Source organism: Variovorax frigidus, from assembly GCF_051216515.1.
GTDB lineage: Bacteria > Pseudomonadota > Gammaproteobacteria > Burkholderiales > Burkholderiaceae_C > Variovorax.
On sequence record NZ_JBPJZF010000001.1, the window covers coordinates 348,339 to 363,828 of the forward strand.

The window sequence follows — 15,490 nt, forward strand, 5'->3', positions numbered from 1 at the left end:
TCATTCGTTGGGGGCGGGAGCGAGCGGTGTGTTGAGCACGACAACGGCACGGCCTTCGGCCAGCACGGCGTCCACCGCGTTCTTCACCGCGAATTCGTAGAGCACCTGGCGTGTATCGCCCGACAGCCGGCGTGCATGCACCTGCAGCGCGCCGTCGACGTCATCGAAGCGGTCGACCGCGAAGCGCACGTTGCGCGCGCTGGCCAGGAAGCCGGCCGAGGGCTCGGCGCCCTCGGGTGCCAGCAGGCCGCCATGCAGTGCCATGGCCTGCGCGGCGTACTCGATCAGGTTGGGCGCCATCAGGCCGCTGGCGGTGCGCAGCGGGTTGTCGGGCAAGCGATGGCTCTCGGTGCTGCAGTGGATCGCTTCCGCGTCCCAGGCGTCGAGGCGGTCGAGCAGGCACATCGTGCCGCTGTGGGGAATGCGACGGGCGATGCCGACGCGGTCGAGGGTCTGAGGGGTCATTCGGAGGCGGTCGGAAGGTCGGCCACCAGCAGCACGTTCGCGAACGGCGTGCCCTGGCTCATGGGAACGATCTGCACGCTGAAGCCGAAGCGCGCCAGCAGCGCGGTCCATTCGGCCAGCGGCCGGCCCCAGGTGCGCGCGGTGCCGTGGCCTCGCACGAACAGCACGGCGCGGTCCACCCATTGCGTGAAGGCAAAGGCGCGCGGCGCCGACGCATCGCAGACGCGCAGCAGCAGCCGGCCGCCCGGTGCCAGCGCATCGCGCACGCGCTGCAGCACGGCCTCCTGCGCCGGCAGGTCGACGTAGTGCAGCACGTCGAAGATCGCGACCAGGTCGCAGGCCGGCAGCACGGTGGTCCGCATGTCGGCGCACAGCAGCTTCGGCGCCGGTTCGAGATGCGCGATCGACGCGCGCGCACGCGCCACGTCGTTGGGCATCAATTCGATGCCGGTGTATTCGGCACGCGCGGGCGTCGAGGCCCAATGCGCGGGCCAGTGCCCCTGGGCCTGCATCCCCGCCATGGCCGACAGCAGGCTCGCGAGCAGGCTCTGGCCGCTGCCGATGTCGACCACGCGGCCGCGCGTGGCATCGATCAGGCCGCGCTCGATCACGCCGCGGAAGATCGGGTCGCGCCCCAGTTTGCCGCGCGCGAAATGCCAGGCGAAGCGGCCGGACTGGCGGTACGGCGCCGAAGCCGTCTCGTGCAGGCGGCGCCAGGCCGCGTCGGTCGATGCCACGCTCATCCGGCAAGTCCTTCGGTCAGCGTGACGGCGCGAAGGCCGTCGGCCTCGAAACGCGCCAGCAGCGGCGGCAGCACCTCGAGCAGCACCGGTCGGCCGGCGGCCGTGCGCGCGGCATTGCCGTCGTGCAGCAGAAGGATGTCGCCGGCCGCGAGACCGCGCGTGAGCCGCGCCAGCACCTTGGCGGGATCGTGCTCGCGGGTGTCGAAGCCGCGCCGCGTCCAGCTCACCAGCGACAGGCCGAGCCGGTGCAGCACCGGCGCAAGAAAAGGATTGCGCAGGCCGGCCGGTGCCCGGAAGCAGCGCGGCCGCCGGCCCGTGACTTCGGTCAGCAGGTCCTGCGCGCGCGAGATTTCGGCCGAATAGCCACGTGGCCCGAGCAGCGAAAAGTTGTGCCGGTGCTGCGCCGTGTGGTTCTCGATCCCGTGGCCGCGCGCAACGATCTCGCGCGCGAGTTCGGGATGGGCGGCGACGCGCTCGGCGATGCAGAAGAAGGTGGCGCGCTGGCCGTGCGCGTCGAGCAGGTCCAGCACCTGTGGCGTGACCTCGGGGTCGGGGCCGTCGTCGATGGTCAGCGCGACTTCGCGGCGCGCCACGGCCGCGGCCGGCAGTCGCGTGACGTTGGGCCCCAGCAGCCGGCTGCGCGGCGTGAGGCCGGCGCCCGTGACCAGCGCATGGTTGAGCACCACCGCGCCGAGGGCCCAGGGCCACGCGCCGGGCACCCACAAAGCCGCGCCCAGCCCGGCCAGGTGGACCACCGCGCTGACCGTGAACACGGGCGGCAGCGGTGCGAGGGGCGTGTCGGTGGCGGAAGACATGACGCGCCTTTGTACCTCAGCGCGCGCGTCGTTTGCCGAATGCCGCCGACAACAGCAAGGCCAAGAGCGCGCCCGGCGCCACCACGCGGCCGATGGCCGAGAGCGCCGGGATGTCGGAGATCGCGATCAACCCGAAGGACACCACGGTCGTGAGGTTGGCCAGCATCAGCGAGGCCAGCGTGTCCTCGTCGGCGCGGCCGGTCTCCTGCAACTGGTCGAAGAAGAGCGCGTAGTTGGAGCCCACGGCCACGATCAGCAGCAGGCCGACCAGGTGCAGGATGCCCAGCGGCACCTGCAGCACGGCCATGCCGCCCAGCGTGAGCACCACCGCCAGCAGCAGCGGCTGGCAGACCGCGACCAGGCGGCGCCACGAGCGCAGGTAGAGGCCGAGCAGCACGACCACGGCGAGCGCGCCCAGCAGCACCTGCACGAAGGCCTCGTGCAGGTAGCGCGTGTAGAGGCTGCCGAGTTCGTCGCCGATGTCGACCACCTGCACTTCGGGCAGCGGCGCCAGCGCGGCCGCGAGCTTGCGCTTGTCGAAGCGATCGGTCGGATGGAGCGCGATCAGCGCCGACCAGCCACCTCCCGGCCGCTCGAACAGGAGCGCGCGCACCACCGGTGCCATCGGGCCCTTGTCCAGATCCTGACGCGTGATCGGCGCCAGCGCGCGCGCGGCATCGACCGCGGCAATGAAGGGTTCGAAACGCTCGGGTTTCAGCGGCATGCCGGTCGTGGCCTCGGCCAGCCGGGTGCGCAAGGTGGCCGCGTCGGGCAGGCTCGCGAGGCGCGCCTGCTGCGTGGCGATGCTGGGCAGCATGCGGGTCACGGTCTCGAAGCCGCTGAGCTGGCCCTCGCCGACCAGCGTGTCGAGCCGCTGGCTGGCGGCCTCGGTGGCGCGCAAGGCGGCCTGCTCGTCCGCCGCCTGGATCACCACCAGCGTGCCGCCGTCGCTCGCACCGATGTCGGCGCGCAACGAGGCATCGAGGTCCTGCGACGCCTTGGAGAGCGGGCTCATCGACGACAGGCTGGCGCGCCAGAGCTCGCCGCCCTGCCAGACCATCAAGGCCACGGCCGCGACGCCCAGCACGATGAAGCTCAGGCGCAGGCGCGGCAAGGCATCGACGATGCTGCCGGCCACGCGCGCCATCTGGCGGCGCATGCCCATGCCGGTGGCGCCGTCGGGTGCGAGCATCGGCAGGCCGTGGCGCGTGACCATGGCCGCGGCCACCAGGCCCGCGATCGAGAACACGCCCAGTTGCGCGAGGCCGGGGAAGCCCGAGAACAGCAGCGCCGCGAAGCCGCAGACCGAAGTCAGCAGGCCGAGCCGCACGGTCGGCCAGTTGAGGTCGCGCCAGCGCTGCCAGCCGGTGCCGCGCACCGCCGCGCCCCGTGCCTGGATCAGGTAGTAGATCGCGTAGTCGACGGTCTCGCCGATCAGCGTGCTGCCGAAGCCCATGGTGAGCCCGTGCACCGAGCCGAAGACCAACGCCACGGCAGCCGTACCGGCCACCACGCCGGTCAGCACCGGCAACACCGCGATCACCAGCGCGCGCGGCGAGGCGAAGGCGGCCAGCAGCAGGCAGCCCATGACGATGGCGCCGACGATCGCGAGGTGGACCGCCTCGCCCTTGATCTTGTCGCGGCTCTGCACCGAGAACACCGGCGCACCGCTCAGCAGCAGCCTGGGCGCGTCGGCGCCCATGCCCTGGGTCGCCTTCGCGTACTCGGCTTCGATGCGGGCGATGCCCGCGCCCTGGGCGTCGAGGTCGCTGCCCGAGGCGGTGGTGGTGGCCAGCAGCATCGCGCGCGGCGCGCTGCGCGAGACCCACACGCCCTCCTCGGTGCGCGGCGAGGTGGCCGGGATCATCTCTTCGGCGATGCGCTGGGTCTCGCCGGTCGGGTCGCGTTCGAACAGCGGCCGGACCATGTTGCCGGCCGGCGTGCCGAGCATCGACAACGTGTCGGTGATCGCGTCGCGCAGGCCGTCGACGCTGAAGCGCTCGGGCGAAACGTCGGGCGAGAGCTGGTAGCGCCGATCGAACACGAAGGTGCCGGCCTCCTTCCACTCGCTGTGGTCGCCGTTCTGCACCTGCTCGAACAGGCCGCTCGCACGCATGCCCTTGCCCAGGGCGCGCGACACGTCGGCACGCTGCGCCGCATCCTTGCCGCCTTCGAGCCCGACCATCAGCGTGCGCGAGGCCACGCCGCTCTGCAATTGCTCGATCAGCACGCGCTGGCGCGCATCGGGGCTGGCGGGCAGGAAGGCCGAGAGGTCGGCGCTGAAGTGCGTGCGCGAGATCACGGCCACGCCGGCCAGCACCGCAGCCAGCCAGAGCAGCAGCACCCAGGTGCGACGCGCGCGGCTCGGGCCGATATTCATCGCTTGGGCGAGATGGTCATGATCGAGCGGTCGCCGCCGCGGAACTCCATCTCCACGCCCAGCACCTCGCCGGCCTTGCCGCTCAGGCGCAGCGCCGCGATCTGGGACGACAGGCGCGCATCGAGCGGTGCCAGGTCGAGCGCCCACGCGTCGGCGTTGCCGCTCACGGTGGGTTTGAAGTAGCGCTGCAGCACCTGCGGGTTGCCGGCCAGCGTGGCGCGCATGGCCTCGACCAGGCCCTGCAGTTCCGGCACGCTGTCGAGCGTCATGTTGCGGGTGCGGCCGCTGCGCGACAGCACGAGGTTGTTGCCGTCGACCGCCATGGTCTCGGGCCGCGGCGTGAGCGTGCGCCGCACCAGCCGGTCGGGGGCGGTGAAGCTCAGGGTGCCGCTCGCCGCGAGCGGGCCGTCGACGCCGCGCACGTAGCGCTGCTCGGTGAAGCTGGCCTCGCCCTGCTTCTGGCGGGCCAGCAGGCCCATCAGCTCGTTGAAGTCGAAAGCCCAGGCCGGCGCGGCGGCGCACAGCAACGCGACCACCGCCCAGCGGGCGCGGCGCAGGCCGCCGTCAATGCGCATCTTCAAGCCAGAAATCATGGAAGTTGAACCAGTTGTAGGGGTGCTCACGGCACAGGGCCTCGAGTCGCAGCACATAGGCTTCGACCGCGGCGCGGATGCGGCGTTCCCGTTCGGCCGGGTCGGCCACGCGTTCGCTGAAATCGGCCAGGGGCTCGAAGCGGACATCGTAGCGGGCGCCGCCCAGGTACAGCCCGGCCATGAAGAAGACTTTGCGGCGCAGCAGCGCGGCCAGCCGGAACGGCCCGTCGCTGAAAGTCGCGGGCTGGCCCAGGAAGGGCAGCACGATGTCGTTGCTGCGCTGGGCCGCCTCCTCGTTGCCCGGCAGCGTGCGGTCGACCAGCATGCCGCCCAGGCCACCGCCGTCGAGCCAGTCGCGCAGGTCGAGCATCGAATGCGGGCGGCCCAGCGCGATGATGTGCGGCCGCAGTTCGGGCAGGCTCAGCGCTTCGAGGATCGCGGAGATGCGTTGCGCGTTGTCGGTGAACATCAGCATCGCCAGCCGCAGCTGCGACTGGTCGTCGCTGTGCTGGCGGCAGGCCCCCATGGCTTCGAAGCTGCCCATGTGGGCGCCGAGCATGAAAGCCCCCCGGCCCGCGTCGATCTCGGCGTGCACCGCCTCTTGCCCGCTGATCCGCACGTCGAACAGGTCCATGCGACCGCGCAGGAAGTAGACGCGGTCGAGCACGGTCGAGGCGAAGGTGTGGAGCAGCCGGTAGCCGTCGGCCCAGCCGGCCTTCGGACCGATCGCGCGGAACAGATAGCGCTTGATGTGGCGCCGCGGTGTCGGGTCGAACAGCAGGAAATAGAGGCAGATCGGGGGCAGGACCAGCCGCGTGAGCCGCCGCCCGCAGGTCAGCGCGAGCCAGCAGATGAAGCGCAGCGCGACCATGTTGCTGCGCTCGGGCCGATGGGCCCAGTCGCCGGCCTCGGCCTTCTTCACGCCGATGTCTTCGCCCGCCATCAGGCCGGGTCCGATGCGGTCCAGCGCCCGCTGGCCGCCACCACGTCGCCGCAGCGCACCTCGAACTTCACGCCGCGTGCGGCGCCGGATTCGGGCTGCAGTGCGATGTCGATGCGGGCGCCGGGCCGCACCGGCGACAGGAACTTGACCGCCGCCAAGGTCGGATGCGGCCCCAGCCGCGCAGCCATGGCAGGCACGCGCTGCATCGCCTCCATCACCTCCGACACCAGCAGCGCGCCGGGCACCAGCGGCTGGCCGGGGAAGTGGCCCGCGAACACCGGGTGATCGACCGGCACCTCGTGGCTCAGCAGCACCGGCGTGTCGTCGACCGCCAGTTGGGACAGCGCGAATTCGCGCAGAGAACGCACGGTGAGCTTGCCCGTGCCCTCACGCGGCAACGCAGCCACATGCACCACGCGGCGCGGCACGAAGACCGATTCCAGCCGATGGCGCAGGGCCGCGACGACCTCGGCGCTCGACAGCGAGGGCGCGACCACGAAGGCCACGGGCCGCACCACGCCGTCGCTGACCTCGTCGGGCAGCCAGAAGGCGCCGTCCTCGATGCCGGGAATGCTGTTGAGGTGGTAGTTGAGGTGGCCCAGCGAGCTGCGCTTGCCGGCCACGTGGATCAGGTCGTTGGCGCGGCCGAACAGGCGGAAACGTCGGTCGTCCAGCAGCTCGAGCACGTCGGCCATGGGCGTGGGCTCGGGAATGAAATCGCCGCCGAAGACGAACTGCTCCGCGCCGTCGGCCCCGACCTGTGCCGTCACGCGGATCTCGCCGAAGGTCTCCCAGACCTCGCTCTGCGTGGGCCGCCGCGTCGCGACCTGGCCCGACTCGGTGCTGCCGTAGATCTCGACCAGCACGCCGCCGGTCGCCTGCTCGGCCTGCACGGCCAGCTGTGGCGACAACGGTGCCGTCGCCGAAAGGACCAGGTCCACCGGCGGAATCTCGAGGCCCGACAGCAGCAGCGTCTTCAGATGAAAGGGTGTGGTGACCAGCGCGCGCGGACGGGGCACCGCGGCCAGCGCGGCGACGATGTCGGCCGGGAAGAAGGGCCGGCCCGCGTCGAAGGCCGCGCCACCGATCAGCGCGAGCAGGGCCGAGGACTCGAGGCCGTAGCTGTGCTGCACCGGCACTGTCGCGACCACCGTCACGCCGGCCAGCGACGGGCGCTGCAGGAAGTCCGCCAATCGTCCGACCGCCGCCGCCACGTCGCCGACCAGCGTGTCCCAGCGCTTGGCATGCGGCTGCGGCGTGCCGGTCGAGCCCGAGGTGAGCAGGCTCACCGCGTGCAGGCCGCCATCGATCGCCGGCACCGCGACGCCATCGCCCTCGCGCGGCGCATCCCCGCCGATCTCGACCAGCACCTTGGGCATGCCCGGGGTGGACAGCGAGGGCTCGTCGGTCACGGCCACGAGTGCGCCGTGCGTTTCGACGAGGCGTGCCATCGTCTCGGGCCGCGCATCGGGCGGCAGCAGGCTGGCGAGCCCACGCAGCAGCGCCGCACCCAGCGCCACAGAGAAGGCATAGCGGTCGTTGCAGAGGTTGACCACCGGCCCGGTGGCGGGCATGCGCTCGGCCTGCCGCGCCACGTCGGCGAGGAAGGCATGGCCCGAGACCGGCACGCCGGCCCGCCAGGCCAGCGGCGCGGCCAGGTCACGCGGCGCCAGCAGCGCCAGGGAAAGGGAATCGTTCTTCGACATGCGCGGTCCGGTGGACGACACGCCTAGCGCTTGGCGACCGGATCGGCCGCGGCGGCGTTGGCGCCATAGAAGGCGCGCACCGCATCGATCATGCGGGTGCGCTCGAATTCGGGATGCAGGCGGTAGCGCAGCAGGTGTTCACCGACGAACAGCACCACCACCATCACGGGGCTCAGCACGTTGGCCAGCAGCGACCAGACCGAGAACGGCAGCCACAGGTAGACCGGGATCGAGATGCCGGCCGTGAGCGCGAAATAGACGGTCCAGACCCAGGTGACGTGGCGCGTGTATTCGGGCATGCCCGGCCCCAGCGTGTGCACGCGCTGCGCGAACTGGCCGATCAGCGACAGCCCGCCGCCGCGCAGCGTGCCACCGAACCAGCAACCCAGCACCGCGTTGATGCCCACATGCTGCAGCACATAGAGCCGGTTCGGATCGCCCGCGCCGCCGCGCCACAGCAGCACGAAGACCAGCGCGCCGACGACAGTAGCGCCTACCAGGCCCCAGCCGCCGAAGCGCGAACCGCCCAGGCCCAGCGCCGTGAGCCACAAGGGGCCGAGCAGCACCGCCATGGCCCAGGGCGCATGCGGGTGGAACAGCATCAGCCAGTGCGACAGACCGGCATACGCCGCGCCTGCAGTCAGCAGGAGCGCCAGGCGCCAACGGGACATCGGTCAGGCCCGCGCCGTGATGCGGCCCGCGCGCGGACCACCACCGGAGATCGCCGCGCCCTGCCCCGTCATCAGGCGGTGGTCTTGTTCTGTGCCACGTGCGTCGCAAGCGTGCGCAGTGACGTGAAGATCTGCTGGTTGCGCTCGTCGTCGGAGCGCAGCTGGAAGCCGTAGCGGCGCGACACTTCGAGTGCCACTTCCAGGATGTCGATGGAGTCCAGGCCCAGGCCTTCACCGTAGAGCGGTGCGTTGGGGTCGACCTCGGCGGGTGCGACCTCCAGGTTCAGGGATTCGACCAGCAGCGTTGCCAGCTCGAGTTCGAGCGGCGTCTGTTCAGGGCTGACGCCTTCGGCGGAAACGGAGGGGATGGGGGTCGATGACACGGAGACTCCTGAACGATTTCACGAAACAAAGGCGTTAAGCGGCGAATTATAGGAGCGCGCCTTGGATAGACTGACCGTTTTCGACCCGACCGGAGCCCCCATGGCCGACCCGCTTCTGATTGCCCGCCACGACAGCACCGAGTGCTTCCTGCTGCCCGGCCTGACCAACCGCCACGGCCTCGTCACCGGTGCCACCGGCACCGGCAAGACGGTCACGCTGCAGACCCTCGCCCAGCAACTGTCGGGCATCGGCGTGCCGGTCTTCATGGCCGACGTGAAGGGCGACCTGACCGGCATCAGCCAGGCCGGCAACATCGGCGAGAAGCTCGCAGCCACGCTCAAGGAACGCGGCATCGAGCCCCCTGCCCCGCAGGCCTGCCCCGTCACGCTGTGGGACGTGTTCGGCGAGCAGGGCCACCCGGTGCGCGCGACCGTCTCCGACATGGGGCCGCTGCTGCTGGGCCGCATGCTCGACCTCAACGAGACGCAGGCCGGCGTGCTGAACCTGGTGTTCAAGATCGCCGACGACAACGGCCTGCTGCTGCTCGACCTGAAAGACCTGCGCGCGATGCTGCAGCACGTGGGCGACAACGCGAGCCAGTTCACCACCGCCTACGGCAACATCAGCGCGGCCAGCGTGGGCGCGATCCAGCGCGGCCTGGTGCAGATCGAGAGCCAGGGCGGCGACAAGTTCTTCGGCGAGCCGATGCTCAACATCCAGGACTTCATGCAGACCGTGGACGGCAAGGGCGTGGTCAACGTGCTGGCGGCCGACAAGCTCATGAACGCGCCGCGGCTCTATGCGACCTTCCTGCTGTGGCTGCTGTCCGAGTTGTTCGAGCAACTGCCCGAGATCGGCGACCCCGAGCAGCCCAAGCTGGTGTTCTTCTTCGACGAGGCCCACCTGCTGTTCAAGGACGCGCCCAAGGCGCTGGTCGAACGCATCGAACTGGTGGTGCGCCTGGTGCGCTCCAAGGGCGTGGGCGTGTTCTTCGTCACGCAGAACCCGCTCGACATCCCCGACACCGTGCTCGCCCAACTGGGCAACCGGGTGCAGCACGCGCTGCGTGCCTTCACGCCGCGCGACCAGAAGGCGGTCAAGGCCACGGCCACCACCATGCGTCCGAAGCCGGGGCTGGACATCGAGGCCGCGATCACCGAGCTGGCCGTGGGCGAAGCGCTGGTGAGCCTGCTCGACGAAAAGGGGCGGCCCAGCGTGACCGAGCGCGTCTTCGTGCTGCCCCCGGCCAGCCAGCTCGGCCCGATCACTGCAGCGCAGCGCCAGCAGCTGATCGCCAATTCGCTGGTTGCCGGCGTCTACGAGAAGACGGCCGACCGCGAATCGGCCTACGAGAAGCTCAAGGCACGCACAGCCACGGCGCCCGATGCGCCGCCGGTGGTGGCCGGCGGCAAGCCCGGCGCGGCAGCGGAGGCCGGCGGCATGATGGGCGGCCTGAACGACCTGCTGTTCGGCTCGACCGGCCCGCGCGGCGGCAAGCGCGACGGCCTGGTGCAGACCATGGCCAAGTCGGCCGTGCGCACTGCGGGCACCGGCCTGGGCAAGGAGATTCTGCGCGGCGTGCTGGGCAGCATCTTCGGCGCGAAGAAGCGCTGAGCCGGCGCCCCGGCCTCAGTGCGAGGTGGTCTTCGAGAACAGCTGGATCACCGCCACGCCGGCCACGATCAGGCCCATGCCGAGCATCGCCGGGCCGTCGAGCCGCTGCTTGAACAGCACCAGGCCGACCAGCGACACCAGCACGATGCCGGCGCCCGACCAGATCGCATAGGCCACGCCCACGCTGACGGTGCGCAGCGTCAGCGAAAGCAGGAAGAAGGCGATGCCGTAGCCGACGACCACCAGCACCGAGGGGCCGAGGCGGGTGAAACCTTCGGAGGCCTTGAGTGCCGAGGTCGCGGCCACTTCGGCCACGATCGCGAAGGCAAGGTAGAGCCAGGTCATGCAGATCCTTTCGACGAAAAGGCAGCACTGTGCCCTGTCGCCCAAAGACCCGCGGCGTGCACGGATGGGTTTTGCGTGCGCACACCGACGCGATCGGCCCGCTCAGGGCGGTGCCGCGCGAATGAAGGCTTCGATCGGATCGAGGTGCGCCGGCACGTTGAGCGCCGGCGCATGGCCGCAATCGGGCACCTCGATCACCTGCAGCCGGCCGGCCGCACCGGGACCGCGTCCCCGCATCTCGACGATCGTTTCGCGCAGCACCAGGTCGGAATCGACGCCGCGCAAGCACAGCACCGGCGTCTCGATCGCGTCCCAGTGCGACCAGATGCCGTAGTCGTCGTCGTGCGCGGTGAACTGACGCACCATCTTCGGGTCGTAGTGCGGCGTCACGCGGCCGTCGGGCAGGCGGCGCGTCGAGGTCTCGGTGAGCCGGCGCCACTGCGCGTCGCTGAGCCAGCCGTAAGGCTTGTAGACGGTGCGGAAGAAAGCCTCGAGCTCGGCGACGGTGTCGAACGCCGGCGGATTGCCCGCGTAGGCCTTGATGCGCTCGATGGCCGCCGATGCGAGTTCGGGCGCGTTGTCGTTGAGCACCAGGCTCGCGATGCGCTGCTTCATGCGCGGCACGAACAGGCCGGATGCGCAGACGGTGCCGATCGCGCCGCCCATCGAGGTGCCGACCCAGTGCACGCGGTCGAGCTGCAGCGCGTCGCACAGCGCCTCGGCCAGCCGGGCGTAGAACGAGAGCTGGTACTCCTCGTCAGGCAGCGGGCTCCATTGGCTCAGGCCCCGGCCGATCGTGTCGGGGCAGATCACGCGAAAGCCCTGCCCTGCCAGGTGCGCGGCCAGTTCGTCCATGTCGCGGCCGGTGCGTGCCAGGCCGTGCCAGGCGATCACGGCGGCGCCCTCCTTCGGGCCCCAGTCCATCCAATGGATCTCGCGGCCGAGCAGTGGTGCGTAGTGAGACGAAGGGGAGATCGGGTTCATCGTGCAGCACGCGTACGCAGTTTGCCGACGATGCCCGTCGGGAAGTAGTAGACCGACAGCACGAACAGCACGCCCAGCCACAGCAGCCAGCGGTCCGGCGAGAGCAACGCCGCCAGCCATGGCAGGCCGCTCGCGGCCTCGTTGCCCATGCGCAGCAGGTCCTGCAGGTAGCTCTGGGCGATGACGAACAGCACTGCGCCGATGGCCGCGCCGTAGATCGTGCCCATGCCGCCGATCACCACGATCAGCAGCACGTCGACCATGATCTCGAAGCTCAGCGAGGTGTCGGGCCCGTTGTAGCGCAGCCAGATCGCGAGCATCGCGCCGGCCAGCGTGGCGAACAGCGCCGACAGCACGGCGGCCGTGGTGCGGTAGACCACCACGCGGTAGCCGATGGCTTCGGCGCGGAACTCGTTCTCGCGGATCGCCTGCAGCACGCGGCCGAAGGGCGAGTTCACGATGCGCAGCAGCGCGAGCACCAGCACCACCGCCACCACGAAGAGCAGGTAGTAGCACAGCAGCCGACCGTCGAGCGACACGCCGAAGAAGGGTTCCTCGGCGAACTCGAAGCTCGGCGAGATGAGCTCGGGCAGCTTGAAGGTCAGGCCGTCCTCGCCGCCGGTGAACTCCGACAGCTGCGATGCCAGCGTCTGGAAGGCCGCAGCCACCGCGAGCGTGATCATCGCGAAGAAGATCGCGCGCACCCGCAGCGAGAACAGGCCGATCGCCAGTGCCAGCACCAGCGAGAGCGCCAGCGCACCGCCCAGGCCCGTGGCCACCGCGCCCCAGCTCGGCCCCATGCGGCTGGCCGCGATCGCGATGCCGTAGGCACCGATGCCGAAGAACATCGTGTGCGCGAAGCTCACGATGCCGGTGTAGCCCAGCAGCAGGTCGAAACTGGCGACCAGCACCACGAACACCAGGATCTTGGCCGCGACGCTGAGCGCCTTGACGCCCGGGAACGCGAAGGGCGCGAAGGCCAGGCCCAGCAGGACCGCGAGCAGCAGCAGCGCGAGCACGCGGCTGCGTGGCATGTCGTTGGAAAGGAGACGTCTCAACATGGCTTCTTCCTCAGCGACTGCTCGCGACCGGGTACACACCCTGCGGCCGCCAAAGCAGAACGGCGACCATCAGGAAGATGCTCGCGAACTGCGTGAGCGTGGGCACCAGGAAGCCGATGTAGTTGGTCATCAGGCCCACCAGCAGCGCGCCGATCAGCGCCCCGCCCGTGGAGCCCAGGCCGCCGATGATGATCACGATGAAGATCAGCACGTTGACCTGCGCGCCCATCTGCGGGATCAGGTTCTGCTGGAACAGGCCCCACATCACGCCGCCCAGGCCGGCCAGCGCGCTGCCGACCACGAACACGCCGACGAACAGCCGGCCGATGCGGTAGCCCAGCGACTCGACCATCTCGCGGTCCTGCACGCCGGCGCGGATCAGCAGGCCGATCTTGGTGCGGCCCAGCGTCCAGGCCAGCAGGCCGAACACCACCAGGCCCACCGCCACCGCCAGCAGCCGGTACTTGCTGATCGCGGCCTCGGCCACGAAGACCGAGCCGCGCAGCGCCTCGGGCAGCGGCAGCGGAATCTGCGCCGGGCCCCAGATCACCTTGATCAGTTCTTCGCCGATGATCATGCCGCCCATGGTGATCAGGATCTGCTTCAGGTGCTGGCCGTAGACCGGCCGCACGATGAAGCGCTCGAAGGCCAGGCCGACCGCGCCGGCCACGAGCATCGCGACCAGCATGGCCGGGAACACCGCGACCAGGTTGCGCCAGAGCTCGCCCGAGCCGGTCCAGTCGCCCATCAGGCCGAGCACGCTGCTCGCGACGAAGGCGCCCAGCGCGATGAACACGCCGTGGCCGAAGTTCAGCACGTCCATCAGGCCGAAAATCAGCGTGAGTCCCGAGGCGATGATGAAGATGATCATGCCCATCGCCAGGCCCGCGACCGTGAGCGTGAGCCAGGTCGAGAGCGAGCCAGTGAGCGGCAGCGCGACCAGCGCGAGCACGGGAACCAGGAGCAAGGGCTTCCAGTCGAGATCGGTGGCTTTCATTGCTGCGCTCCCTCTTGCTCCCTCTCCCTTTGGGAGAGGGTTGGGGTGAGGGCCAACGGGACCAAAATGAGGGTGTGCCCGTTGCACAGGCCGCGGGCCCTCACCCTAGCCCTCTCCCGGAGGGAGAGGGGACCAGACGTCGAATACTTCATAGAGCGAGTCCGAGCAGCGATTGCTGCAGTTGCGTGTCCGCGGAGAACGCGGCCATCGCGCCGCTGTGCACCACACGGCCGTTGTCCATCACCGCCACGCTGTCGCCCAGGCGTTGCGCGAAGTGGATGTTCTGTTCGACCAGCAGCAGCGTCACGCCGCTGCGCTTGAGCTCGGCGAAGGCGTCGATCATGTTGTTGATCATCACGGGCGCCAGGCCCTTGCTGGGCTCGTCGATGATGAGCAGCTCGCGCGGCTCGACGATGGCGCGTGACACGGCCAGCATCTGCTTCTGCCCGCCCGACAGCTTGCCGGCCGGGTGGTTCCAGAACTTCTCGACCGCCGGGAACAGCTGGAAGATCCACTTCAGCCGCGTGTCGTCGATCGCGTCGGCGTTCTTGGCAGCGCGCGCTGCCAGCAGCATGTTCTCCTTGACCGTGAGGTCCGCGAAGATGCCCATGGTTTCCGGCACGTAGGCGATGCCCAGTGCGGCGATCTCGGGCGTGCGCAGTGCGGTGATGTCCTTGCCTGCGAAATGCACCCTGCCCTTCGACGCGTGCCACAGGCCCATGATGGTCCGCAGCGTGGTCGTCTTGCCCGCGCCGTTGCGCCCGAGCAGCATGGTGAGCTGGCCCTTGGGCACCACGAGGTCGACGCCGTGGAGGATGTGGTACGCGCCGATGTGCGTCTGCACGGCTTCGAGGGTCAGAAGGTTGGATGTGTTCGTGGGTATGGTCATGCCGCTTCCTTCGCCACGCCGAGATAGGCCTCTTGCACGATCGGCGAGGCGATGACTTCGGCCGGTTCGCCGTCGGCCACCAGCGTGCCGTTGTGCAGCACGATGATCCGGTCGGCCAGTTCGCGCACCACGTCCATCTTGTGTTCGACCAGGAGGATGGTCTTGGTCTTGTCCTGCTTGAGCTGGCGGATCAGGTCGAGGATCACCGGCGCTTCGGCGGCGTTCATGCCGGCCGTGGGTTCGTCGAACATGAAGACCTGCGGCTCGAGTGCCATCAGCAGCGCGACCTCGAGCTTGCGCTGGTCGCCGTGCGGCAGGCTCGCCACGGTAGCGTGCTCCTTGGCCTTGAGGTTGATCTGCAGCAGCAGTTCGTCGGCGCGCTCGGTCAGTGCGCGGTGGTCGCTCCAGATGCTCCAGAGGTTGAGCCCGCGCCGGTGCGCACCCGCGCGCGTCGCCTGCACCGCGAGGCGCACGTTCTCCAGCACCGTGAGATTGGGGAACAGATTGGTCAGCTGAAAGGCACGGCCCAGCCCGGCGTGCGTGCGCGCCGAAGGCGACAGGCCCGACAGGTCGCGCCCATCGAGCGACACCGTGCCGGCGCTGGCCTTGAGCTGGCCGGAGATCAGGTTGAAGTAGGTGGTCTTGCCCGCCCCGTTGGGCCCGACGATGGCCGTCAGGGTGCCGGGGGCGAAGGCGCAGGACACCGCGTTGACGGCCACATGGCCGCCGAAACGAATGGTCAGGTCTTGGGTGACGAGCATGGAGGTTTGGTTCAGGAACACCGCGGAACCGGCTTTGCCGGGCCGCTGGTGTTGCCCCCGGAAGGGGGTTGGCGAAGCGACACCCTTCGACAAGCTCAGGGCGGGCCAAGGTGCGCGAAGACTGGGGGTGAGCCCAGGA

Annotated in this window: 16 protein-coding genes; 1 reads left to right on the plus strand and 15 read right to left on the minus strand. The window is 69.9% G+C overall.

The features are described 5' to 3' along the window. From ACSFBC_RS01655 to ACSFBC_RS01695, 9 genes are all read right to left on the minus strand, one after another. Window positions 1-465: a hotdog family protein gene (locus ACSFBC_RS01655; RefSeq protein ID WP_435508564.1), complete on the minus strand. Its 465-nt coding sequence runs from the start codon at window positions 463-465 to the stop codon at window positions 1-3. Beyond that, a complete protein-coding gene (locus ACSFBC_RS01660) occupies window positions 462-1,208 on the minus strand; it encodes a class I SAM-dependent methyltransferase (RefSeq protein ID WP_435508565.1) in 747 nt (248 codons plus the stop codon). Before ACSFBC_RS01660 ends, ACSFBC_RS01655 begins: the two co-directional genes overlap by 4 nt. Beyond that, window positions 1,205-2,023 (minus strand): polysaccharide deacetylase family protein, encoded by an 819-nt coding sequence (locus ACSFBC_RS01665; protein ID WP_435508566.1) that lies wholly within the window; start codon window positions 2,021-2,023, stop codon window positions 1,205-1,207. Before ACSFBC_RS01665 ends, ACSFBC_RS01660 begins: the two co-directional genes overlap by 4 nt. A gap of 16 nt (window positions 2,024-2,039) precedes the next feature. Beyond that, window positions 2,040-4,403, minus strand: coding sequence for an MMPL family transporter (locus tag ACSFBC_RS01670; protein WP_435508567.1), 2,364 nt, complete (start codon window positions 4,401-4,403; stop codon window positions 2,040-2,042). Beyond that, complete coding sequence (locus ACSFBC_RS01675; protein WP_435509247.1) at window positions 4,400-4,978, minus strand: LolA-related protein; 579 nt, start codon at window positions 4,976-4,978, stop codon at window positions 4,400-4,402. Before ACSFBC_RS01675 ends, ACSFBC_RS01670 begins: the two co-directional genes overlap by 4 nt. After that, a complete protein-coding gene (locus tag ACSFBC_RS01680) occupies window positions 4,968-5,939 on the minus strand; it encodes an acyl-CoA synthetase (protein WP_435508568.1) in 972 nt (323 codons plus the stop codon). Before ACSFBC_RS01680 ends, ACSFBC_RS01675 begins: the two co-directional genes overlap by 11 nt. Continuing rightward, window positions 5,939-7,645, minus strand: coding sequence for an ApeI family dehydratase (locus ACSFBC_RS01685; RefSeq protein ID WP_435508569.1), 1,707 nt, complete (start codon window positions 7,643-7,645; stop codon window positions 5,939-5,941). The genes ACSFBC_RS01680 and ACSFBC_RS01685 overlap by 1 nt, the downstream gene beginning before the upstream one ends. 23 nt (window positions 7,646-7,668) lie before the next feature. Next, the gene (locus tag ACSFBC_RS01690) at window positions 7,669-8,316 is read right to left on the minus strand and encodes a COG4648 family protein (RefSeq protein ID WP_435508570.1); all 648 of its coding nucleotides are present in this window, start codon (window positions 8,314-8,316) and stop codon (window positions 7,669-7,671) included. A gap of 71 nt (window positions 8,317-8,387) precedes the next feature. Further along, window positions 8,388-8,699 carry a phosphopantetheine-binding protein gene (locus ACSFBC_RS01695; RefSeq protein ID WP_435508571.1) on the minus strand — a complete coding sequence of 104 codons (312 nt, stop codon included), beginning with the start codon at window positions 8,697-8,699 and terminating at the stop codon, window positions 8,388-8,390. 100 nt (window positions 8,700-8,799) lie between these two features. Here ACSFBC_RS01695 and ACSFBC_RS01700 point away from each other — a divergent pair, with 100 nt between their 5' ends. Further along, window positions 8,800-10,314: a helicase HerA-like domain-containing protein gene (locus ACSFBC_RS01700; RefSeq protein WP_435508572.1), complete on the plus strand. Its 1,515-nt coding sequence runs from the start codon at window positions 8,800-8,802 to the stop codon at window positions 10,312-10,314. 15 nt (window positions 10,315-10,329) lie between these two features. Here ACSFBC_RS01700 and ACSFBC_RS01705 read toward each other — a convergent pair whose 3' ends face one another. From ACSFBC_RS01705 to ACSFBC_RS01730, 6 genes are all read right to left on the minus strand, one after another. Next, window positions 10,330-10,659 (minus strand): DMT family transporter, encoded by a 330-nt coding sequence (locus ACSFBC_RS01705; RefSeq protein WP_435508573.1) that lies wholly within the window; start codon window positions 10,657-10,659, stop codon window positions 10,330-10,332. Window positions 10,660-10,761: 102 nt separating this feature from the next. Next, window positions 10,762-11,643, minus strand: coding sequence for an alpha/beta fold hydrolase (locus ACSFBC_RS01710; protein ID WP_435508574.1), 882 nt, complete (start codon window positions 11,641-11,643; stop codon window positions 10,762-10,764). Continuing rightward, window positions 11,640-12,704: a branched-chain amino acid ABC transporter permease gene (locus ACSFBC_RS01715; protein ID WP_435508575.1), complete on the minus strand. Its 1,065-nt coding sequence runs from the start codon at window positions 12,702-12,704 to the stop codon at window positions 11,640-11,642. Before ACSFBC_RS01715 ends, ACSFBC_RS01710 begins: the two co-directional genes overlap by 4 nt. Before the next feature lie 10 nt (window positions 12,705-12,714). Beyond that, on the minus strand, window positions 12,715-13,701 hold the full coding sequence (locus ACSFBC_RS01720) for a branched-chain amino acid ABC transporter permease (RefSeq protein ID WP_435508576.1): 987 nt from the start codon (window positions 13,699-13,701) through the stop codon (window positions 12,715-12,717). Window positions 13,702-13,849: 148 nt separating this feature from the next. Further along, the gene (locus ACSFBC_RS01725; RefSeq protein WP_435508577.1) at window positions 13,850-14,590 is read right to left on the minus strand and encodes an ABC transporter ATP-binding protein; all 741 of its coding nucleotides are present in this window, start codon (window positions 14,588-14,590) and stop codon (window positions 13,850-13,852) included. Beyond that, window positions 14,587-15,351: an ABC transporter ATP-binding protein gene (locus tag ACSFBC_RS01730; RefSeq protein WP_435508578.1), complete on the minus strand. Its 765-nt coding sequence runs from the start codon at window positions 15,349-15,351 to the stop codon at window positions 14,587-14,589. Before ACSFBC_RS01730 ends, ACSFBC_RS01725 begins: the two co-directional genes overlap by 4 nt. Window positions 15,352-15,490 lie beyond the last annotated feature (139 nt).